General features: G+C 56.7%; 22 protein-coding genes and 1 other RNA gene. 10 read left to right on the top strand and 13 right to left on the bottom strand.

Annotation, left to right across the window (positions count from 1 at the left end; genetic code table 11):
• Positions 1–25 precede the first annotated feature (25 nt).
• From ABDK06_RS03005 to ABDK06_RS03015, 3 genes are read left to right on the top strand one after another with little or no spacing between them, the layout of a single operon-like run.
• Positions 26–757 carry a metal-dependent transcriptional regulator gene (locus ABDK06_RS03005; protein WP_394938768.1) on the top strand — a complete coding sequence of 244 codons (732 nt, stop codon included), beginning with the start codon at positions 26–28 and terminating at the stop codon, positions 755–757.
• Positions 754–1,173 carry a fluoride efflux transporter FluC gene (locus ABDK06_RS03010; RefSeq protein ID WP_394938769.1) on the top strand — a complete coding sequence of 140 codons (420 nt, stop codon included), beginning with the start codon at positions 754–756 and terminating at the stop codon, positions 1,171–1,173. Before ABDK06_RS03005 ends, ABDK06_RS03010 begins: the two co-directional genes overlap by 4 nt.
• Positions 1,170–1,553 carry a fluoride efflux transporter FluC gene (locus ABDK06_RS03015; protein ID WP_394938771.1) on the top strand — a complete coding sequence of 128 codons (384 nt, stop codon included), beginning with the start codon at positions 1,170–1,172 and terminating at the stop codon, positions 1,551–1,553. The genes ABDK06_RS03010 and ABDK06_RS03015 overlap by 4 nt, the downstream gene beginning before the upstream one ends.
• Here the strand turns inward: ABDK06_RS03015 and ABDK06_RS03020 are convergent.
• Positions 1,440–1,919, bottom strand: a complete 480-nt coding sequence (locus ABDK06_RS03020; RefSeq protein WP_394938773.1) for a YrdB family protein — start codon at positions 1,917–1,919, stop codon at positions 1,440–1,442. The two genes, ABDK06_RS03015 and ABDK06_RS03020, sit on opposite strands and share 114 nt — an antisense overlap.
• 53 nt (positions 1,920–1,972) lie before the next feature.
• On the bottom strand, positions 1,973–3,385 hold the full coding sequence (locus ABDK06_RS03025; RefSeq protein ID WP_394938775.1) for an MFS transporter: 1,413 nt from the start codon (positions 3,383–3,385) through the stop codon (positions 1,973–1,975).
• Positions 3,386–3,517: 132 nt separating this feature from the next.
• Here ABDK06_RS03025 and ABDK06_RS03030 point away from each other — a divergent pair, with 132 nt between their 5' ends.
• Entirely contained in the window at positions 3,518–4,276 is a 759-nt protein-coding gene (locus ABDK06_RS03030) for a hypothetical protein (protein WP_394938777.1), read from the top strand.
• A 144-nt stretch (positions 4,277–4,420) separates the two neighbouring features.
• Entirely contained in the window at positions 4,421–5,761 is a 1,341-nt protein-coding gene (locus ABDK06_RS03035) for a lipase family protein (RefSeq protein ID WP_394938779.1), read from the top strand.
• Positions 5,762–5,863: 102 nt separating this feature from the next.
• Here ABDK06_RS03035 and ssrA read toward each other — a convergent pair.
• The 11 genes from ssrA to ABDK06_RS03090 all read right to left on the bottom strand — a co-directional run bounded on the left by ssrA (position 5,864) and on the right by ABDK06_RS03090 (position 14,802).
• Positions 5,864–6,231: a transfer-messenger RNA gene (gene ssrA / locus ABDK06_RS03040) on the bottom strand.
• A 49-nt stretch (positions 6,232–6,280) separates the two neighbouring features.
• Positions 6,281–7,564 carry a glycoside hydrolase family 3 N-terminal domain-containing protein gene (locus ABDK06_RS03045; RefSeq protein ID WP_394938781.1) on the bottom strand — a complete coding sequence of 428 codons (1,284 nt, stop codon included), beginning with the start codon at positions 7,562–7,564 and terminating at the stop codon, positions 6,281–6,283.
• Positions 7,561–8,451 carry a cytochrome c oxidase assembly protein gene (locus ABDK06_RS03050; protein WP_394938783.1) on the bottom strand — a complete coding sequence of 297 codons (891 nt, stop codon included), beginning with the start codon at positions 8,449–8,451 and terminating at the stop codon, positions 7,561–7,563. Before ABDK06_RS03050 ends, ABDK06_RS03045 begins: the two co-directional genes overlap by 4 nt.
• Positions 8,452–8,922, bottom strand: coding sequence for an SsrA-binding protein SmpB (smpB, locus tag ABDK06_RS03055; protein ID WP_394938785.1), 471 nt, complete (start codon positions 8,920–8,922; stop codon positions 8,452–8,454). It abuts the gene before it with no gap.
• A 63-nt stretch (positions 8,923–8,985) separates the two neighbouring features.
• Positions 8,986–10,386: a peptidoglycan DD-metalloendopeptidase family protein gene (locus ABDK06_RS03060; protein WP_394938787.1), complete on the bottom strand. Its 1,401-nt coding sequence runs from the start codon at positions 10,384–10,386 to the stop codon at positions 8,986–8,988.
• Between the two features lies 1 nt (position 10,387).
• On the bottom strand, positions 10,388–11,302 hold the full coding sequence (gene ftsX, locus ABDK06_RS03065; protein ID WP_394938789.1) for a permease-like cell division protein FtsX: 915 nt from the start codon (positions 11,300–11,302) through the stop codon (positions 10,388–10,390).
• On the bottom strand, positions 11,299–12,042 hold the full coding sequence (gene ftsE, locus ABDK06_RS03070) for a cell division ATP-binding protein FtsE (RefSeq protein ID WP_394938791.1): 744 nt from the start codon (positions 12,040–12,042) through the stop codon (positions 11,299–11,301). The genes ftsX and ftsE overlap by 4 nt, the downstream gene beginning before the upstream one ends.
• Positions 12,043–12,244: 202 nt before the next feature.
• A complete protein-coding gene (prfB, locus tag ABDK06_RS03075; RefSeq protein WP_394938793.1) occupies positions 12,245–13,360 on the bottom strand; it encodes a peptide chain release factor 2 in 1,116 nt (371 codons plus the stop codon).
• A gap of 41 nt (positions 13,361–13,401) precedes the next feature.
• Complete coding sequence (locus ABDK06_RS03080; protein ID WP_394938795.1) at positions 13,402–13,842, bottom strand: pilus assembly protein TadG-related protein; 441 nt, start codon at positions 13,840–13,842, stop codon at positions 13,402–13,404.
• Positions 13,839–14,414 carry a hypothetical protein gene (locus ABDK06_RS03085; protein ID WP_394938797.1) on the bottom strand — a complete coding sequence of 192 codons (576 nt, stop codon included), beginning with the start codon at positions 14,412–14,414 and terminating at the stop codon, positions 13,839–13,841. The genes ABDK06_RS03080 and ABDK06_RS03085 overlap by 4 nt, the downstream gene beginning before the upstream one ends.
• Positions 14,395–14,802: a TadE family protein gene (locus ABDK06_RS03090; RefSeq protein ID WP_394940785.1), complete on the bottom strand. Its 408-nt coding sequence runs from the start codon at positions 14,800–14,802 to the stop codon at positions 14,395–14,397. The genes ABDK06_RS03085 and ABDK06_RS03090 overlap by 20 nt, the downstream gene beginning before the upstream one ends.
• A 167-nt stretch (positions 14,803–14,969) precedes the next feature.
• Between ABDK06_RS03090 and ABDK06_RS03095 the strand changes: the two genes are divergently transcribed.
• From ABDK06_RS03095 to ABDK06_RS03115, 5 genes are all read left to right on the top strand, one after another.
• The gene (locus tag ABDK06_RS03095; RefSeq protein WP_394938799.1) at positions 14,970–16,508 is read left to right on the top strand and encodes a recombinase family protein; all 1,539 of its coding nucleotides are present in this window, start codon (positions 14,970–14,972) and stop codon (positions 16,506–16,508) included.
• A gap of 63 nt (positions 16,509–16,571) precedes the next feature.
• Positions 16,572–17,048, top strand: coding sequence for a hypothetical protein (locus tag ABDK06_RS03100; protein ID WP_394938801.1), 477 nt, complete (start codon positions 16,572–16,574; stop codon positions 17,046–17,048).
• A 989-nt stretch (positions 17,049–18,037) separates the two neighbouring features.
• The gene (locus ABDK06_RS03105) at positions 18,038–19,159 is read left to right on the top strand and encodes an AAA family ATPase (protein ID WP_394938803.1); all 1,122 of its coding nucleotides are present in this window, start codon (positions 18,038–18,040) and stop codon (positions 19,157–19,159) included.
• Between the two features lie 852 nt (positions 19,160–20,011).
• A complete protein-coding gene (locus tag ABDK06_RS03110) occupies positions 20,012–20,458 on the top strand; it encodes a M23 family metallopeptidase (RefSeq protein WP_394938805.1) in 447 nt (148 codons plus the stop codon).
• The gene (locus tag ABDK06_RS03115; protein ID WP_394938807.1) at positions 20,455–20,730 is read left to right on the top strand and encodes an HNH endonuclease; all 276 of its coding nucleotides are present in this window, start codon (positions 20,455–20,457) and stop codon (positions 20,728–20,730) included. The genes ABDK06_RS03110 and ABDK06_RS03115 overlap by 4 nt, the downstream gene beginning before the upstream one ends.
• Positions 20,731–20,848 lie beyond the last annotated feature (118 nt).

Below are 20,848 nucleotides of genomic sequence, written 5' to 3' on the forward strand. Positions count from 1 at the left end.
AAAACAGCTACTAAGGCCAGGTATTGTGGAAGTTGTGAAGCCCACCTCCTCGAGTGTCGAAGACTACGTGAAGGTCATCTACGCCTATACGGAGTGGCAGGACAAACCCATCAATTCCTCCCAGCTGGCCACTCGTCTCGGGGTGGCGAACTCCTCGGTCTCCGAAATGGTTCGCAAGCTCAAAGATCTGGGCTTGGTTGATCATCAGCCCTACAGCAGCATCACCTTGACCTCTCAAGGGCTCTCCCTCGCTCTCGCGATGGTGCGGCGGCACCGACTGCTGGAGACTTACCTGGCCCAAGAACTGGGCTATCGCTGGGATCAGGTGCACGACGAAGCCGAACTTCTGGAACACGCTGTTTCCGATACCTTCATCGAGCGGCTCTCCGAGAAGCTCGGGCACCCCACCCGCGATCCGCACGGCGATCCGATTCCCGGTCCGGACGGCAAGATCAACTTGCCGCAGGCGCACCGACTGGTCGAACTCGACGCCGGGCATCGGGGTGAAATCATCAGGATCAGTGATGAAAACCCCCAATTGCTCAGGTACCTGGATGAAGAACGCATTGAACTCGACGCCGCGGTGGAGGTGGTGGGCCGCAAACCCTTCGGCGGCTCGCTGATCGTCCGACTGGGCGATTCGGCGCAGCACAGGGAGCTCGATCTGAGCGACGAAATCGGCGAAGCCCTGTGGGTGCAGGACGTTGGAGTGCATGACGGTTGCACGGTGGATGAAGGTTCGGCTCCGACTCGATGACTTCACCAACCCCTTGGCCGCCGTTTTCCGCCTGGCTCAGTGTGGCGATCGCCGGAATCATCGGCAGCGAACTTCGCTATTCCCTGGGTTTGATCTTTCCGGAAAGCGCCACGTCGTTCCCCTTCACCACCTTGCTGATCAATGTCGTCGGTTCGCTGAGTCTCGGCGCGCTGACCGGATATTGGGCTCGACGCACAGTTCGCTGGTGGATCCGGGCGGCATTCGGCCCGGGTCTATTGGGTTCCTTCACCACCTTCTCCGCCGTGGTCTATGCCATTGATCATTTCGCCGCAACGGGGCAGACCACGCTCTGGGTGCTCTATCTGGGTCTGACCTTGCTGGCAGGGTTGTTCGCGGCCTGGCTTGGCTTGCGATTGGGAGAGCGCTGGCCGCGCAGCGAAGGGAGCCGAGCATGACGACGGCGCTGTTGGTCGGCCTAGCGGGCATGATCGGGGCTCTGCTGCGCTTCTGCGCGGACACCGTGTTCGCTCATATCGGGCGTTTTGCTCCCGGGAGCCCTCAGCACTTACCTCTAGCTACCCTGCTGGTGAACGCCGTCGGGAGCTTCATCATCGGCTTGGCCGGCGGGCTGGCAGCACACTCCGGGCTGTCCGAGGAATGGCACACCGCCATTGCCACCGGCCTCGCCGGAGGTCTGACCACCTTCAGTTCCTTCGCGGTCTCAACTGTTGGGCTCTGGTGGGAGGGCCGCAGAATCGTCGCCGGGCTGAACGTCGCGCTGAATGTGCTGCTCGGGCTTGGCTTTGCCTACTTGGGGCTGCTGCTGGGTTCCTGAGCCCCGGTGGAGATAGAAGCTCAGGGCTGCATTGAGCACAGCCAAGACCATCAAGATGACGCCTGGAAGGGTCAGTTTCACCACGATCAGCCCGAGTCCAGCCAGTACGAAGAGCAGCAGAGCCAGTAGGGGCTGGGCAGGCCAGGAAAGCCGCCGTTTCGCCTTAGGGGCCATCAGGTAGGACCAGAGAACCACAACCACGAGCGGAACCAGGATTCCGAGCAACACTCCCCACGGCGCGGGGAAACTGCGGAATCCCCAGAAGAAGAACGCAACGAGCATCGCCACCTCAAGGATGAAGGCGATCACGCCATTGATCCCCGTCAAGGCTTGGTTCACCTGAGTCCGCTCCCCTGGCTTCTGCATAGCTAAAATCCTAGCAACCCTGCGGAGGACTCCTTTCCAACCTGGAATACCGGCTATTCCGGAGGAATGGTTTGAGGAGAGTCCGACAACTGCTTCCCGGACCTCTGGTTCTGGATGCCGATCGCCGAGATCACCCCTCCGCCGATCAGCAGCGCTGCAGTGACCACGCTGACCAGCCTGGTGCTCTCGGTACTCAACATGCCCCCCATCAGGGCACCCGCGAGAGCGACGGTGACCAGACCGGCTATCCGGGCGACGGCGTTGTTCACCGCCGAGCCGATTCCCGCCCGATCGGCGCTTACCGAGCCCAGGATCGCCGAGGTGAGCGGAGCCACCGTGATGGCGAGACCCAAGCCGAAGAGCAGGATTCCAGGAAGCACCTGCCACCAGTAGTTGAACTCTTCGGAAAGGCTCAGCAGGCAGAGAAATCCGCCACCCGCGACGATCGGCCCTATCGCCATGAAGAGCCGCGGCCCGAAGCGTCCAGCGAGAGCGCCGAACCACGAGGAGAGCAAGAGCATCAGCACGGTCGAAGGAAGCATGGCGATTCCAGCGATGGTGGCACTCAGCTGGGCCACCTGCTGCAGATAGAGGCCTAGCGCGAAGAAACCCAGGGAGAGCGCCCCGTAAATGAAGAGGGTAGAGATATTGCCCACCCAGAAATTGCGGATCGAGAACAGGGCCAGCGGCATCATCGGCTGCGCGGTCCGACGCTCATGAATCACAAAGCCCAGCAGAGCGAGCGCCCCGATCACCAGCGGAAGCAGTACCAAGGGACTGCCCCAACCGAAGCTGCCCTGCTCGATCATGGCGTACACCACGCCGCCCAGCCCGACGACCGCCAGCACGGCCCCCAGGTAATCCACCCTGGTGGTGCGGTCTCGAAGCGCATCTGTCCCCCGGAGCCTGAAGAGCATGGGCAGGCAGATCACGATCGGCACAATATTGATCAGAAAGACGAAGCGCCAGGAGAAATAATCCACTGCCACTCCGCCGATCAAGGGGGCGATCAGTGTCGAGGCGCCGGTCCACGCCGTCCACTGCCCGATTGCCTTGCTCTGCGCGGCGCCGGAGAAGGCAGCGATGATCAAAGCCAGCGAACTGGGAACCAGAAGAGCACCAGCAACTCCTTGTAGCCCACGAGCCAGAATCAGCATCACGTCATTAGTGGCGATGCCGCACACCAGGGAGGTGGCACCAAAGCCGATCAACCCCCAGATCAGGATTCGCACCCGGCCAAAAAGATCAGAGAGACTGCCCGCGACCAGAATCAGCGAGCCGAGAGTGAGCATATAGGCATCGACGATCCACTGCTGCGCGCTCAGCCCGCCACCTAGTTCCCTGGTGATGGCGGGTAATGCCAGATTCACCACGCTGCCATCCAGCAGCGAGACGAAAGAGGCCAGAATCGCCACGAAGAGCACACTGCGTTGATAGCCGGTCAGAGGCGATGTGGGGGTAGGCATGTCAACAAAGTTACCCCTTAGCGATGACAAAAGGCTCGCTCAGCACTAGTCCGGTGACCTTCGAGGCCTGCACTGACACGGCATTAATCTGCTTAGACTGTCCTTGAGGACAGATTCGACCGAAGGATTCAGATGAGAAAAATAGCAGTCGTCGCTTCGACGCTCCTAGTGATCGTGGGCTTAGCCGCTTGTAGTGCACCCGAGCATCCGGCAGGCTCCTCGCATTCGAACTCGAGCTCAGCATCCACTTCCCAGGGAACCTCTTCCTCCACAGCTGGAAGCAGCACTCAGGCACCCTCCACAGCCGCCGACAAGCTGTTCAGCACCCAGCAGCTCAATGCCCTGATCCCGACATTGCGGGATGCTAACGGCAATCCTTTCCAAGTCGTCCCCACCGATAAGCTCAATCAAGGAATCCAGCAGGCCAAACAGCAGCTGGCGAGCACCGTCGTGAGCCCCAAGGAATGCCAGGAACTGCTCAATCAAAACAGTCAGATCGTTCCCGGCAGCAGCTTCGCTGGTGGGGTTTCCGCCAGTGATGGCAGCGTGATCACCGCGGTGTCCTTCAAGGACGCCGCTCAGCTGAGCAAGGCTGTCAGCCAAGTTCAGGGTTCCTTGGAGAGCTGCCCGAGTTTCAGCATCTCCGTTGCCGGCCAGCAGATCGACGCGACGGTCAAACGACTTACGGTGAAGACCAACGGAGAGCTTTCGAGCGCCGGAATCGTCACCGAATCGCTGCCTAATGGCAAGACACTGACCATTCTGAGCGTCGCCGGAGTCAAGGGGAATCTCAGCGTCGGTGCGGTCAAGATCGCCGAAACCGTTGACGAATCGGCGGCGCAAGTGCTCACTGCCCTGGTCAACCAGGTGTTCGAGAAGACCGGGGTTTAGCGGCGCTGATCAGAGAACGACGTCGAACATTCACAGCAAGCGCCACGCCAGAGAGCATTGCCACACAACGTACTCACAAGTAACATCGCTGACACAGGCTCTGTGAACTAGATCACAGAGCCAGATGATCACGGAGTATGACCAATGAAGTTCACATTTCGTCCTCTTGCTGTGCTCGCCAGCCTGGGAATAACCGCCGGGCTTCTCAGCCTAGCAGCTCCCACTGCAACCGCAGCGACCCCCGTTTCCATGCCGCGAGCGGCGGCAACCGATTCTTTCTATAGCTATACCGGTAGCACCCCACTGTCATCCTTCGCGCCCGGAGCGATCCTGAAGACCCGGACGATCACTTATCACGCGGTGGGCATCCCGCTCCCGTTGACCGCGGTACAACTGCTCTATAGGTCTACCGATCTCAACGGCAATCCCTCGGCGAATGTGACCTCGGTGATCAAACCGCCGCTGCTGAACACCGGTAAGGGCAAAGGCAAGGCCATCTCATATCAATCGGCCTATGATTCCTTGAATCCAGCGGATAGCCCCTCCCGTTCCATTGCGGGCGATGTCAGCCTGGGCGGCTTGATCGCGAGTGGTGAAACCGCCGTCATCACGCCGTCGCTGCTTCAGGGCTACACCGTCATCGTGCCGGATACCGAGGGGCCCGACGCTGTTTTCGCGGCGGGACCGGCGTATGGAACCTATACTTTGGACTCCGCCAGGGCCGCGCTGAAATCCGCTTCAACGGGCTTGAAATCCACCACCAAGATCGCCATGCTGGGCTACTCGGGTGGCGCGATCGCCACCGGCTGGGCCGCGCAACTCGCACCGAGCTACGCCCCGGATATCAATAAGAATCTGGTTGGCGCGGCCGAGGGCGGCCTGCTGGTGGCTCCCGCCCACAACCTGAAGTACGTCTCGGGCAGCTTAGTCTGGGCGGGCGTGGCACCAATGGCGATCATCGGGGTTGCCAGAGCGATGAATCTCGACTTCACTCCCTATTTGAGCAGCTACGGGCAGCAGGTCTTTGCCAAGCTCAAATACGCTTCGATCTCCAATGCTCTGGCCCAGTACCCGGGTTTGACGTGGGAGAAGATGGCAAAGCCGGAGTACAGCAACCCGAACCGGATCCAGATCTTCGTGGACGCCGTCAATAAGGTCAACCGAGGTCAGGCTGCTTCGCCGACCATCCCAATGTTCATCGCGCAGGGCAGCAATGGCGTGCTGGAAGGTACAGCTGGCTTCGGCGTGGGCGACGGCGTAATGATCGCTGGCGATGTGCGAACCCTGGCACGGCAGTTCTGCGCGGATGGGACGACCGTTCAATACGATCAGTACTCCTTGCTCTCGCACTTCACCGGAGCGGTGCCCTGGTATCTCAAAGCACTGAGCTGGATTGATCAGCGCTTTGCCGGCACCAGCGCACCGAATAACTGCGGCTCCATTGCGCCGGGTAACTCGCTGGCCCCGGAGCAAGTGGCGCCGTAACACCGGGGAGAGGTGCACCCGGTTTCCGCTGCTCACTAGCCGTTACCGCTGCAAGAGAGCACACAGAAGGCCCCGGAATCCTGAGGATTCCGGGGCCTTCTTTAGTGGAGATGGGGGGAATTGAACCCCCGTCCGATGTCGTGTTGTCAGGGCTTCTCCGGGCGCAGTTTGCGTTCGGTCTACTTGGCTCCAGCAATCTTGCAAACGAGTTGCTGCCAAGCCCAGTCGTCTAAAAGTCCCTTGCATTGCAACGACAACAATACAAAGCAGTGGCTCTCTAAATGACGCCAAGATCCGGGTAGAGAGCATTCCCGGTTTGACGGACCGTCAAGCTACTTTAGGCAGCGAGAGCGAAGTCAGTGCGTTTTGAGTTAGCACTTATTGGTTTACAGAGAGCGTTTACGAGATAACCCTGCATCCTCGGCCCGCTTCACCTGTCGCGACAAACATCGTCGAAACCTGTCATCCCCCTATGTATTTATCAAGGTAATCAACTCTACCCCACAGGGCAGCCACTCTCTATAGCAAGCCCGATTGCGCTTTTATTTCCAGCACCTTCAGTGCCGCGGCGTCCACCAGCTTGGCGAAGGCCGGGTCGGTTTTCGATCGTTGCAGAATTCCCTGATACATCTCCGGCAATAGGGACTGATTGGTACACAGCGCCATAGTCCCTCCGGCAGCGATGAAGTTCGCTCCGCGTGCGCTCACCGGATACGGAGAGAGCTGCACGGCGTCACAGATATCGTCGGAGACCACGACTCCGCTGAACCCAAGGTCACCTCGCAGCATTCCGTTGATCACCGCGGGCGAAAAAGGCGCAATGTTATTGACATCGATTCGCGGATAAAGGGCATTGGAAACCATCACCCAGCGCACCCCCGATTTCACCGCATCCTTGAAGGGCAGCAGATAAGGGTCGTTCCGGCTCGTGGTCGAATCGGTCACGCCGCTGGCGACGTCGGTGTTCGCTGTCACCCTGCCCAAGCCGGGGAAGTGCTTGACGGTGGGCGCTACTCCCCCGCTGGCGAAGCCCAGGGCCGCAGCCACCCCAGCCCCGGACACCGCTTGCGGGGTATAACCGTACTGCCTGCCGAAATGACCGATCGGCGCGTTCTGCGGAGCGAAAGCAGCGGAAGGCACGGTATCCAGCACCGGACCAAAGTTGACGTTGACCCCGGCGGCCGCCAATTGCTTGCCCCAGACAGTAGCCTCTGCCTTGAGCTGGACCGGGCCGAGCGCGGCCTGCTCTATTGCCGAGGGCATCGCGGAGAAACCCGGACCGTTCATGATCTGGACCAGGCCGCCCTCCTGATCGGTGGCCACGAATTGCTTGATGCCGCCGGTGGTCTCGGCGTTCACCGTGGACTTGAGTTGACCGATCACCGTTGCCACAGCCTGGCTGCCGGCGTAGCTGCGGCCTTTGAGGAAAACATTCCCGATGTGCATGGTCTGCAGCGCAGCCAGAGTGTCAGCATCCGCCCCACCCACCGGAGAGGACACCATCAGCACCTGGCCTACTTTTTGCTCCAGGGTCAGCTTCGCCAAAGCCAGCTGCGCTGGGCTCTGACTCGGAGCGCTGGAGGTCGGAGCGCTGGAAGTGCTCGTACTGGAGGAAGCGGTTGCGGAACTGCTCACCGGAAGCGAAGAAGGGCTGAGCGCCGGGCTGCTGGAAGAACCGCTGTTGCTCGCTGCCGGGTTCGGCCCGAGCATTCCGGAAGCATTCAGCCCGAAGATCACGGCGAACGCCACCAGCACGGCGAGCACGGCTGCCGAAATAATCAACCAAAGTCTTTTGCGGGTCATTTAGCTCCTTGAGAACCATGGAAGCGCTGCAAATGCTCGGCATTCAAAGCGTCCATCTCCTCGTCGCTGAGTTCGTCGAGAACCTTGCGTTCCCGCTGGTCCATTCGAGAGAATCGCATAAACATCAAGATCAACAGGGGAAGATCCGCCGCCTCGGCGATGAACCATAACCAGTCCCCCGCCAATTGCTGATCACGCAGCGGATTGGGGAACCAGTTCGGGTGCTGTCCCGAAACCAGCCCAGCGCCGTCCAGCACGGTGCCGGAAAGCCTGAGGAAGACTCCTGGAATGGCATCCAGCAGAAGCTCGATGAAGGCGAAGAGCAGCTCAACCACGATGAGCGCATTCGCCGCCCGGCCGCCGATCTCGGTAACCGGCAGTACCATGAGCAAGCCCAACAGGGGAATCAAGACGGTGAGCGCATTGTCCAGCGGCAAGTTGAGTCGCACGAAGCCGGACAGCGGAGTGAGCATGGCGGAGAACAACAATAGTCCCAGGAGTGGCGCCACCACGGCATTGCTGAAGATCTTGAAGGGCCAGCGGCACCATGCAGCGAGCCGGGAACGCAACGCCCCCTGAGGAATCGCTGCCCTGGCCAGGCCGAGCGGCTTGCCGAGGGCCAATAAAAGCGGGACGACGAAGAGCAGCAAGGCCAGCTTGAGGGAAAAAGCCCAACGTAGTTCGACGGCGTAGCTACCCAGAAAACCACAATTGACCCAGAGGTAGGATCCGACGCCAAGCAGCAGGAACATCGCGGTGGAACGCAATGGCCAACGGCCTTTCAGCGAAATGGCTCCCCAGAGATAGAGCGAACTGAGAATCAGAGCGGTGGCAACGGCCCATGGATCGAAGGTCCAGGCACCGAGGAACTCCGTCAGGGAAGGCATTTAGCCGTGGTTCTTCTCTCGCATCGCCCGTTGGGCTTCGCGGGAATCCTGAGCCTCACGCAGAGCCTGCCGCTTATCGTATTCGCGCTTGCCTTTGGCGAGCGCTATCTCCACCTTGGCCCGGCCGTCCAGGAAGTAGAGCTGAAGCGGCACAATGGTGAATCCGGACTCACGAGTTTTATGCGAGATCTTAATCAATTCGGCGCGGTGTAAGAGCAATTTACGACGACGGCGAGCCGAGTGATTGGTCCAGGAACCGTTGAGGTACTCCGGAATGTACACTGCTTCAAGCCAGAGCTCGTCACCGTAGAAGGTCGCGAAGCCGTCGGTCAGATTGGCTTTGCCTTCACGCAGCGATTTCACTTCGGTCCCCATCAGGGCCAGGCCAGCCTCGTAGGTATCCCCGATCAGGTAGTCGTGCCGCGCCTTGCGATTGGTGGCCACTACCTTACGGCCACTTTCCTTTGGCACAGCAGAACTCCTTCATTTCACGGATGGATTAACCAGTCTACTCCCAGCTCACAGGATAGGTGCTCAGAGCAGCCCTGCCGGATCAACGGGTTGGCCGTTCACCCAGGTCTCAAAGTGAGCGTGGCAGCCCGTGGAGTTACCAGTCCCACCGCTATAGGCGATGATGTCACCCCGGTTGACCTGCTGGCCGACCGAGACCGCCACCGAGGAATTGTGATAATAAACGGTGGTCAGAGCATTGCCCTGAACCACGCCGTGGTCGATGTGGACGGTAAAGCCGCCGCCGTTGTTCAGCCAGCCGGCCACCGCGACGGTCCCTGCCGCGGGTGCTCGCACCGGGGTTCCACAGGGCACCCCGTAATCGATTCCGGTATGCAGATACGAGCCAGTGCCATTGAAATCAATGGTTCCGGGCGGCGTCAAACGCCAGCCCCAGCCCGAGGTGATGGGGAAGCCCGCGAAGGGTGAAACCAAGCCGAAGGCGGAAGGATTGCCGGGGGGCGGTGGCTGATAATTGTTGTTCCCCTGAGCCGCCGCCGCTGCTTTTGCCGCCGCCTCCGCTGCCTCACGGGCTTTGCGGGCGCGTTCAGCGATCTGCGCCGCGACATTGTCTTGTTGAGCCTTCACCGCCGCGAGTTTCGCCTGGATCTGCGGTTTCTTCGCGTTGAGCTCCTTGCTCAAGGCCGTGGTGTCGGCGACCAGCTTGTCCAGTTTGACCTTCTGCGCCGCCGCTTCATCCTGTGCGTTCTTCTCGGCGATCAAGGCGGCATCGGCTTTTGATTTGAGATCTTTGATCTCTTCTTCCACCGCGGCCAACCGAGCCTGAGAATTGAGATTGGTGGCATTCTGCTCGGAAAGCTTATTGAGTGTCGCGGTCTGGCTGCGCATCGCCTGATCGGCCAGGCTCAAGCCATTGACCAGGTTACTACCGGATCCGGCGCTGAAGAGCAGAGCAAAATTGGTGGAGAGCCCCCCGGCTTTATAGGACTGCGAGGCGATCTGACCGATGAGTTTCTTCGACTCCTTGACCTTCTGCTCATCGGCGGCGATCTGGGCGGTGATCTTGTCCTTGCTCTGTTCAGCCAAGTCCACTCTGGCAGCGAGCGCTTCCACCTGTGCGGTGGCAGTGGCCACTCGGCTCTGCGCTGCGGCGAGTGCCTGCTGAGCGCCTGGCAGCATACCCGAGTAAAGAGTGAGGTTTGCCGCTGATTTGGCGATTCCGGCGTCCACGAACTCAAGAGAGGACTGCACCTGATCGGCCTGCTGCTGTAATTGATTAGCCTGATCGTCCAGGTTGTCAGCGGTAGCAGGGACCGCAGAGAAAAAGACCGGAACGATCAGCCCGACGGTGAGTCCCGCGGTGACGCTCAGGCTGAGCACCCGACGCAGCGCCGTCGTCGTACGTGCCTTGCTTTCAGTGGTGAGCATGTCCAGCCTTCCCAGCCGATCGTCTCTTGCAGCCATCCTAAACCTTCAAGTGCTTCCTGAGGCTTAACCAAGAGGAAATAACCGCCAGAACGATGCCGATCAGCACCAGGCTGGGTCCGATCCACCAGACGTCCACACCGGAGATGAAGCCGATATCCCTGAAGGTATTGGTCAGATAACCACCGATGAAGAACTGCGCCACCGCCCAGGTGACCACCCAGGCGAGCGCGGCCCCGATCAGCGCGGCGATCACCCCTTCCAGAATGAACGGCAGCTGAATCACCGCCTTGGAAGCACCCACCAGACGCATGATGCCGGTCTCCCTTCGCCGGCTGAAGGCGGAGAGCCTGATCGTGGTAGCGATCAGCAACCACGCGCAGAGAATCATCAGAGCCGCGACGCCGATCGAGACGATGGTGGCGATGTTCATCGCGTTGAAGAAGGGCTCCAGAATCTGACGCTGGTCAACCACCTGATCCACTCCGGGCACCGAAGAGAAGTTCTCCCTGATTACCGGGAAGCGCTCGGGATTCACCAGGGCTACCCGATAAGAGGAGGGCAATTGATCCGAAGTCACCGAGTCGATGATGGGCGAGTTCTTGAACTGCTCGCGGAAGTGCTGGAGCGCCTCTTGCTGGCTCTCATAGCTGAAGCTCTTCACATCGGGTTTCACCGTGCCGGAGCCCAGGATGTTCTCGATGTTTTTCCGCTGCTCCTCGGTGACCGCTCCTGCGGCGCAGCCCGGAGTTCCGGAATTTGTGTTGCACAGATAGATGGAGACCTGGACTTTGTCGTACCAGTAACCCTTCATCTGGGCGATCTGGGCTTGTAGCAGACCGGCGGTACCGACGAAGCTCAGCGACACCAGGGTCACCAAGATGACCGAGAAAACCATGGAGAGATTTCGACGCAAGCCTGAGCCGATCTCGCCCAGTATGAAACCCAGTCTCACTTCTCGCCCTCCGCTTCAGCGCGGGCAGCGTCCTCGGTTGATTCCACTTTCGGGATCATCGAGGTGTAGAGGGCTTTCGCCTCATCGCGGACGATCACTCCGTTGCGCAGTTCAATCACCCTTTTACGGTATTGATTGACGATGTCGTCGTCGTGGGTGGCCATCACCACGGTGGTGCCGTTCTGATTGATCTTATCGAGCACCTTCATAATGCCCAGCGAAGTCTCCGGGTCCAGGTTTCCGGTGGGCTCGTCGGCCAGCAGGATGCCGGGCTTGTTCACCACGGCGCGGGCGATCGCCACTCGCTGCTGCTCGCCGCCGGAGAGCTCATGGGGCATCCGGTTCTCTTTGCCTTCGAGGCCGACGGTTTTGAGCACCTCGGGGACAGTCTCCCGGATCACGCTACGATTACGGCCGATCACCTGCATGGCAAAGGCCACATTGGCGAACACGGTTTTCTGTGGGAGCAGGCGGAAGTCCTGGAAGACGACGCCGATGCCGCGCCGCAGCTTGGGCACTCGCCAGGAAGAGATCTGAGCGACGTTCTGACCGGCGACATAGACGGCTCCGCTGGAAGCCCTGTCTTCTTTGAGGACCAGACGGAGAAACGTCGATTTTCCGGAGCCGGACGCGCCGACTAGGAAGGCGAATTCGCTACGGTCGATCTCCAGAGAAACCTTGTCCAGCGCGGGACGGCTTTTCCGGTCATAAACCTTGGTGACGCTGTCGAAACGAATCATGGCTCTTTTTCACCCAGTTCTTAGCCGGTAGCTGGGCAGGGATCGGGGAAGTGTCCACCGGCTTTTCGACTATAGGCACCACTACCCGGCTATTCCTGGGACTCGGCGCGGTGTGTCGGCGAATTAGCTGCCAATCACAGCGAGCTGACAGAGAGGTTCAACCGGGTTCAGGCGTTGAAAAACGGTGAGGTCGTGAAACCGGCTACTCCGCAGCGTTCCGCTGATTCGCGCGCCAGCGGATCCCGGCGTCGATGAAGTCGTCGATCTCCCCGTCGAGCACCCCAGAAGTGTTGCCGACTTCATGCTCGGTGCGCAGATCCTTCACCATCTGGTAGGGATTCAGCACGTAGGAGCGCATTTGATCGCCCCAGGAAGCTTTGACGTCGCCCGCGAGCGCCTTCTTCTCGGCGTCCTCCTCCTGCTTTTTGAGCAGCAGCAGCCGGGATTGCAAGACTCGTAGCGCCGCGGCCCGGTTCTGCAACTGGGATTTCTCATTCTGCATCGAGACCACGGTTCCGGTGGGGAGGTGGGTGAGGCGCACTGCGGAGTCCGTGGTGTTCACCGATTGACCACCCGGGCCGGAGGAACGGAAGACATCGACCCGGATGTCGTTCTCCGGAATCTCGATGCTGTCGGTTTGCTCGATCAGCGGAATCACTTCAACCGCCGCGAAAGATGTCTGCCGGCGGCCCTGGTTGTCGAAGGGACTGATCCGCACCAGGCGGTGAGTGCCTGCCTCCACGCTCAGCGTGCCGAAAGCATAGGGGGCTTTCACTTCGAAGGTGGCAGATTTCAGTCCTGCCTCTTCGGCGTAGGACGTGTCCAAAACCTGGGTTGGGTAACCGTGACGCTCCGCCCAGCGCAGATACATCCGGAGCAACATCTCCGCGAAATCTGCGGCATCCACGCCACCCGCGCCGGAGCGGATGGTGACGACGGCCTCGCGTTCGTCGTACTCCCCCGCGAGCAAGGTGGTGACCTCGAGTTCCTGCAATGACTTACGCAGCGTTTTGAGTTCTTTACCTGCGTCCTCTAGCGCGTCGCTGTCGCTTTCCCCTTCGGCGAGCTCGACCAGGACTTCGAGGTCGTCGATCCGGGATTCCAAGGTTTCCAGTCGCTCGAGCTTCGATTGGGCGTGCGAAAGCCTAGAGGTGACTTTCTGGGCCTTCGCCGGATCGTCCCAGAGGTCAGGCACCCCGGCATCAGCGGAGAGTTGTTCGATTTCCGCGCGCAACGACGCAGCATCAACCACCCGCTCGATGGATTCGTAGGTGGCACGCAAGGTGCGGATCTCTGCCGGAAAATCTATATCTGCCATGATCACCTAGCTTATGGCATAGCGAGCACTGCCAGGTTGGCTCAGCGGCTCAGCTGGGGTCTGGAGACGCTCTCCGCACTGATCTGGATCCCTTCCGGTAGCAGGAAACTGATCAGCGGCGGATGCACGACGGCAGTCAGCACCACCCGTGCGCTCCGACCATCCGGGCTGCCGGTCAGAGTCGAGATTTCCAGCTGGTCGAAGCGTTCGGACACCTCGGCGCGCTCGAGATAGAGCTCAGCAGCAGCCGTGACCATCGCATTGTCCAATCTCAGGTGTGGCGCAGCGCCGTCCGAAGTCAGCTGAGTTCCTTCAACGGCAACTGCCGCAGTACTATCCGCAAGCGAGAGCAGCCTTTTGGCTTCCAGGTACACGGCGGATACCGCGGTCACCACGCAGACCACCAGCAGGGTCAGCAGAACGTAGCCGATCACCAAGACCATGATCTGCCCGCTTTCCTCACTGCGCTGGGGCTCGATCATCTGAACCTGCTGACCACTTGGCTGGATTCAGCTCGCACTACCGAGACCGTGGCATGTCCCACGGGCAAAACCGGCAGCAAAGGTAGCGGCACCTCGAGTTGAATGGCAACGGTCACCGTTGAGCCAGCGGTCAGACAAGGATCCTCGGAACAGCTGATGGTGAGCTGCGCGGACTCCGGTTCGAAGCCGTAGTCCTTGACCGCGATGGCCACGACTTGCTCGGCGGTGAATTGCGCTTCGGCGAGGGAATCAGCGGAGACATAGACCTTTGCCGCCTGATCGGCTGCTCCGGTCACGGCGTATGCCCCGCCTTGCAACTGTCCCAGGGTGAGGATGAGATAGCTCACCGGGATCAGCAGGATGGTGGCGAGAAAGATGAATTCCAGCACAGCGCTCCCCCGCTCGGATTCCCGGCCCAGCCGCTGTTGCGGCCTCTGTGGCTTCTGCGGCTTCTGCGGCTTCTGCGGAGGTTTTTTGCCCGGGACTGGAGGGGAGAGCGCTGTCTCAACGGGGAAATTTGTCTCAGCGGGGAGATTTGTCTCGGCGGAGAGATTATCGCTGAACGACCGCATGCCCTGTCACCTCCAGGCTCTGCTCAAGACCCAGAAATCCGATCACCGGAAAGGGAGCTCGGACGGTGATGGTGAGAGTATCCACTCCGTTCAGCTCTTGCTCCGAATAGCTGATCTGCTGCGAGAAAGTCGGATTGAGCGAGGCATCGATGAGCGCCTTGGTCCTGTTCACAGCTTCCTCGGGTGAGCGGTCAGCCAGGGTGCCAAACCGGGCTCCTGAAGCAGCGGCGTCGATCAAGGTGTTGCGTACATGAAGAATCAGAGCTAATTGCAGCACGGAGAGGAAAATCAGGGTGAGCAGGGCACCCACCAAGACGAAATCAACCACTGCCGAGCCGCGCTGAGAAACCGCACGAGCATCTGACTCAAACGGCAGCGGTTTCCTCATCTCAGGCACGGAGCAGCCAGCGGACCGGCTACTTTCCAACCTGACTCATCGCGTCATTGAACATATTGGTGAGCGCCGGAGCCGCGATGGCCAGCAACGCAGCCACTAGCACCGCGGACATCAAGGTCACCATCACCCAAGTTGATATATTTAGATACCCTTGTTGTATGACAACCGCAGCGATCTATGCTCGCCTCAGCCAAGACAAGCGCCTCGGCACCGACGAAGAAGGCAAAACCGTTGAAGCCCAGATAGCCGAGTGCAAGGACTTCATACTGTCTAAGGGCTGGACTATAGGAAAAATCTATGCCGAGAATGATATTTCAGCTACCTCTGGTGCACCACGCCCGAAGTTCGAACAGCTCTTAATTGATGCCCCTAAGATCGTGGTTGCTTACCGTGGCTCTCGGCTATCGCGTGACGTGATGGACACGCTAAGGCTCAAGACCGCGAAGGTCACCGGCTACTTAACGGACGGCGGGTTGGTCGATTTTTCGTCCGCTGACGCCACAATGCTCACCCTTATTCGATCTGTGATTGACGCTGCCGAAGGTGAGAAGAAATCTGAGTTCCAGAAGCTTGCCACGCTCAGGGACGCGAAGGCTGGTAAATATAGGGGTTCGATCCGCCCCTTCGGACAAGACCGCAAAGGTAACTGGATCGAGCCAGAAGCCAGCGCAGTTATAGAGGCAGCAAAGAAGATTGCCAGTGGCGAACAGAGCTTCTATGAGACAGCGAAAATCTGGAACGCAGCAGGCTTAATCACGCCAGCTACCGGCAAGCAAGGCGGGCGCGAATGGACTAGCGGGACAGTCAATATGTTTTTTCAACGTCCCCGATTGATTGGCTACCAAGACTACGACGGCACCAGATATCCACTCAAAGACTGGATTCCCCTACTTGATGAAGAGACTTTCAACCAGCTTCAAAACCTAATCGCTAGCAAGCGAACAGGTAAACGCGGAGTCTCGACGAGCCGAGCTGACACACACCTATTAACTAGCATCGTCAGATGTGGCGATTGTGGGCGAGGAATGGTGGTCTCATACCGAGGCGGAAAGTCCAACACCAAGGCTTATAAGTGTCCGACTCCGAAGCATCAATCTACCGTCGCTGAGCCTCTAGAAAACACTGTCGCTCTGCACGCACTCAATCTGCTGATGCACCATGATGACCTGACAGCTCAGTCAGAGGAAGCCTCCCAGAATCTATCGGCTCTGATGGATGAGAAGCGGGTATCTCAGACAGCACATGACACCTGGGTTCGAGAAGCCGCTGAGGCAGGGCTGAGACCTTCGGTTATTGCTATGCGAGAGACTGAGCATTCCAAGAGAGTTGCTGAGCTTGACGCAGAAATTTTCAAGATCAACGAGGACTTGCGAACCTCAATTTTTCCAGCCTTCTCGGTACTCGACCCTGAGCAAAGCAATATAGAGCGGAACCTGGCGGGTTGGCGAGAAGTGAATTTAAAGTCACGCAGAGACCTACTGAAATCGCTTTTCCAAGCTGTGAACGTCTCCAGGGCGGGGCAGGGCAAACGGTTCAGTGTTGACCGAGTGAGGTATGAGTATACGGAGTTGGGCAAGGAGCTTGCTTGCCGGTGGTCTAAGGCTGAGCTGGAGGCAATGAAACCACAGGTTTCCAAGGGGCGGCGCGAAGGTAGGGACTTCATGGAGGGGTATACACCTCCCCCACCATTGACTTAAAATGCACCGTATGATAAACTATTTGGCCACACAATGCAACTACGAGAGGAAGAGGAGAGCAGCTTGAACTTTAGCGATTCGCCCTCTTCTGATCTTTTACGCGCTTACGATGCCATCCTGGATGAGCTAACGCGCCGAAAAATCATCCGCACACGGAATAATCCTGCCGCAGACCTTGCAGAGTATTTGACCTGGAAGACCCTTGGAGGAAACCTCTCTAGGCTATCTAAAGACGCTTACGATCTCATAGATGGACGAGGGAGAAGGGTGCAGGTGAAGTGTCGTCGGGTAGAGGGCAGCTCAAAACCATTTGGAGCATTCAGCTCTTTTGAATTTGATGTAGCAGTTTTTGTACTGTTCGAACCGAACTCGTGGAAGATTCGCCGAGCTATTGCTATTTCAGCGCAACAAGCGGATGAGCTAGCCACTAAAAAAATAAAACAGGCACGTTCAGCATTAATAGGCAAAGTGCTCAAATACACTAACCCGCACGAAGATTTGACAGTAGATATGCAGTACCATTTAGATAATCTCAACTAAGTATTGACAATTCGACTCCACTAAGGTAAAGTCGTGTTCCACAAAGACATTCAACAGAAAGAGTTCGAAGAGCGACAGTAAAACGTTAGTCATCAACCCTCAAGGCGAATGCTTTGGGGGTATTTTTATGCCCAATTCATACTAGATAACTAATGAAAGGAAAATGATGACATACATTAAGACCGAGCAGGACCGAGCTATCAATTCAAAGAAAACTGAGATAGAACATCTTGAGATTGAGAATGAGGGGTCAAATATTCTCATAGAGCATTACATGAAGTCCTTTAGAGATATAGAGATGTTCTGCGGAGGACGCAACGCAACATATGCTCAACAAAGACTCTGGAATATGAACACAGAGATGCACACGAGGCGCAGGAAAATCAAAAAGCTAAAACAGGAAGTCAAGAAACTAGAGAATGGTAAAAATAATGGAAGATAGCCAGTATACAGCTGACGAATTATTAATGGCTTTGGTCATAACACATGGAGAAAAAAATTACGGCGGGGGCTACACGCTCGGATTCTCAAAAAAGCAACTATCACTAGGTAAGCGTTGGGAGATTTCACACCTTGAAGGACAAGATCAGCCTCAGATTGAAGTCAAAGTCATACGAACCCATACTTGTGAGTAGTAGTAATCGAAATTAACCCCCAGTCTTCGGACTTGGGGGTTTTTTCGTATCAAAAACATTTAGACTAAAATAATTCATAAAGTAATATAACAATGCAACCTATTGTTTTTATCTGATATAATAGATATATGCGAAAAATCATTTACTATCAATAGGAAAAGCAATGAAAGAAACAACTAGAGAACCTAGGGGAAAATGGTCTGAACTGCAAAGAGCAAGGCTCGTAGTTAGCCATTTGGAGACCGGCGCGGAGCGTATGAAGACACGCCACTATAAGGAAATACAGAACCACGCACAGCGCCTAGCAGAAGCTCGATTGAAGCTCTCCGTCCTAGAGGCAGGAGAGAGTAAGTGATGAGCCTAGAAGACCAGCAAGAAGCCGAAGAACTAGCGATTCTCGCAGCAGAGCAAACAGCAGAAGATGCCTACTGGCGGGACTACCCCAACCGTCTAAAAGGTGTGGACTGGCTCAAACATCGTAAACCTGAGCAAGCTCTTATTAAGGGGTACATGCCTCGTAGAGGGCTGGGACAGTTGTACGGTCCTAGCTACACCGGAAAAAGCTTTGTAGCCGTTGATCTAGCTCTCAGCGTCTGCGCCGGAATAGATGAGTGGATGGGACAGCCGCTAGAAACCCAAGGTCCGCAACACGTAGTCTATGTCGCAGCCGAAGGCGGGCAAGTCTTCTGGGATGCAGTAGAAGGCTGGCTAGAAGTACACCCCGGCGCAGACCTTACAAGGCTGCACGTCCTAGACGGCGGCGAAGCAGACCGATTGATCCTCTCAGCTGAGAAAGACTCAACAAAACACGGAATGAGCCGCCTTGTACAAGAAATGCAGCAACTAGCGGGACAAGAAGATATTGCCCTGGTTGTCATTGATCCTCAGATCAATGTTCTTGCAGGCATTGACGAGAACTCAAATGTGGATCTCATGGAGGTGCTGACCACGCTAAAAGCTTGGTCTGACTCTTCAAATACTTTGACGATCTTGGTGCACCACACCGGGCATGACAAGAGCCGAGGACGTGGAGCTAGCGCTCAATTCGGCGTGATGGATGTTGTGCTAGGGCTTAGGAATGAAGGTGGGCAGCGAGAACTGCACTTCGAAAAAGTCAAGGGCATGGCGAAGCCTCAGCAACCAATCCTGTTCAATATCGAACATGTGGATATCCAGGGCGGCAGCGGTAGAAGCGTATTCCTTGACGTGTTGAAAAACGTTGCCTCAGCGAATGATTTGGCTGCACAAAAGGTTGCTGAAGAGGAACAAGCTGTGGCTGCACGAGTGATGGCAGGTGACTACAGTGCAGCCAAAATTTCGGAGAGCCTAAATATGAACCGCAACAAAGTAGCTGCACGCCTCAAATCCCTTGTAAACTCAGGGGTTTTGATCAAAGGAGGGACTACATACCACCCCCACTATTCGACTGCACCATTACCTAGTGTGCAGCCAAATGCAGCCACTGTGCAGCCATAAGATTGGCTGCTGCACCTGCACACACACCTTTAGGTGTGTGCATCAGTGCAGCCAGTCAATGGTGAGATACAAAAAACGACGCAATGACGTAGTGACATTCCAAAAAACAACTACCAAAGGAATGAACTATGAAAACAAGACCCTTCGATCCAAGATTTCCCGAATTCCCCGAATTCACCTATGACGACGAAAAATATCGACCTAGAGGATACATCGGCTACATCGGAGTGAAGCTAGAACCTACCTGGGTAGATTATCAAAAACTACCCGACGGTCCACGAGGTGACGATCTGCTCTACAACTACTACTGGGTGAAGACTTGCTACAACTGTGTAACAACCAACCCTGAAGGTTGTACTCACATACCTAGGGGGCACTAATGAGCGGCTTATTCTTCCTCACCTTAGCCCTGATCGGTGCATGGCATTTGAGGCGCTTAAAACGCCTCTCAGTAGAGCTGAGGGAAACAGTATCTAAAAGACAGTAAGGTATAATTGAATAGTAATACTGGCACTTGAGAAAGGAATCCAGATGGACTCCTTAAATTCGATTCTCAGTGTCATACCAAGCGAGTGGGTGGTATTCATTACCATCCTCTTTCTTGTTTATAGAGTGGTAATGGCATGGCTAGCTACTAGAGTCACGAAAAAGACCATTCAAGATACTGATGAATCAAAATTGCCGCACGACAAGCCCCAAGAAGCTGAAACCGATGGTGACGGACCTCTGGGGTAAAGAAAATCCCCCTAGCGGTTACTAGAGGGATGATCCGAAATGACAATTTCGATATATTTTTAATGCTATCAATAGTTAATTGATTACCTACTAATTATAGCATGAATTAGGTTAATCATGAAATTTATAAAACCATTCCACGGCGATGTCGAGATAACTCAGAACTTTGATGATGAGCGTTATCGACAGACCTACGCTCAATATAATTCAAAGCATTACGGCATCGACTTTGCAGTGCCCTATTCCAGCCCTGTGCTTGCCGCTGCGGACGGGAAAGTGTGGTTCTCAGGGGACGGTGCCGAAGAGCCCCTAGTAGGCTCTCAAGGCGGTCTATCAGTGATCCTGCATCACGGTAGCTACCTAACAATGTACTGCCATCTGAGCGAGCTGCACTGCACTAAGGATGATCAGGTGACTGCCGGTCAACTCATAGGTCTCTGTGGCGATACAGGGCTTACAACCGGTGCTCATCTACACTTCTCGGTTATGCCCGTGCCCCTTGATTTCAGTGGACCCTACCTATGTTTCGTTGATCCCGTGCCCCTGATTGAGGGGGCACTATGAGTGCATGGTCCGGCAACGACACCAAGAAATATCTGCCTGTACTGCTCGCTGAGCATGGCAATCTCTGCGTGCTCTGCGGAGAGCCGTGCGCACCTGATGAGCTAAGCGTTGAACACCTCATCCCGAGATCAACTGCTCCCGAACTGTCGCATGATCTAGATAACCTTCGAATCAGTCACAAGTCTTGCAACTTCTCCAGGGGCAACAGGTCGATTGAGACCTTTCGATCTCATTACTCGAACAACTTGTCTTGGTGGAATAATATTCAATAAATATGCGCTGAAATGAATAGATATAACCGCAGGTCAGGGGCGGTTTTTTCTGTGCAAAACCTGCCTGACAGCCCGCGCCAAGTCGATTTATTTTCTGGGCTTCTCAAAACTTTTGAAA

The sequence above is a fragment of the Psychromicrobium ferritrahens genome (assembly GCF_043789415.1).
In the GTDB taxonomy this organism is placed as follows: Bacteria; Actinomycetota; Actinomycetes; order Actinomycetales; family Micrococcaceae; genus Renibacterium.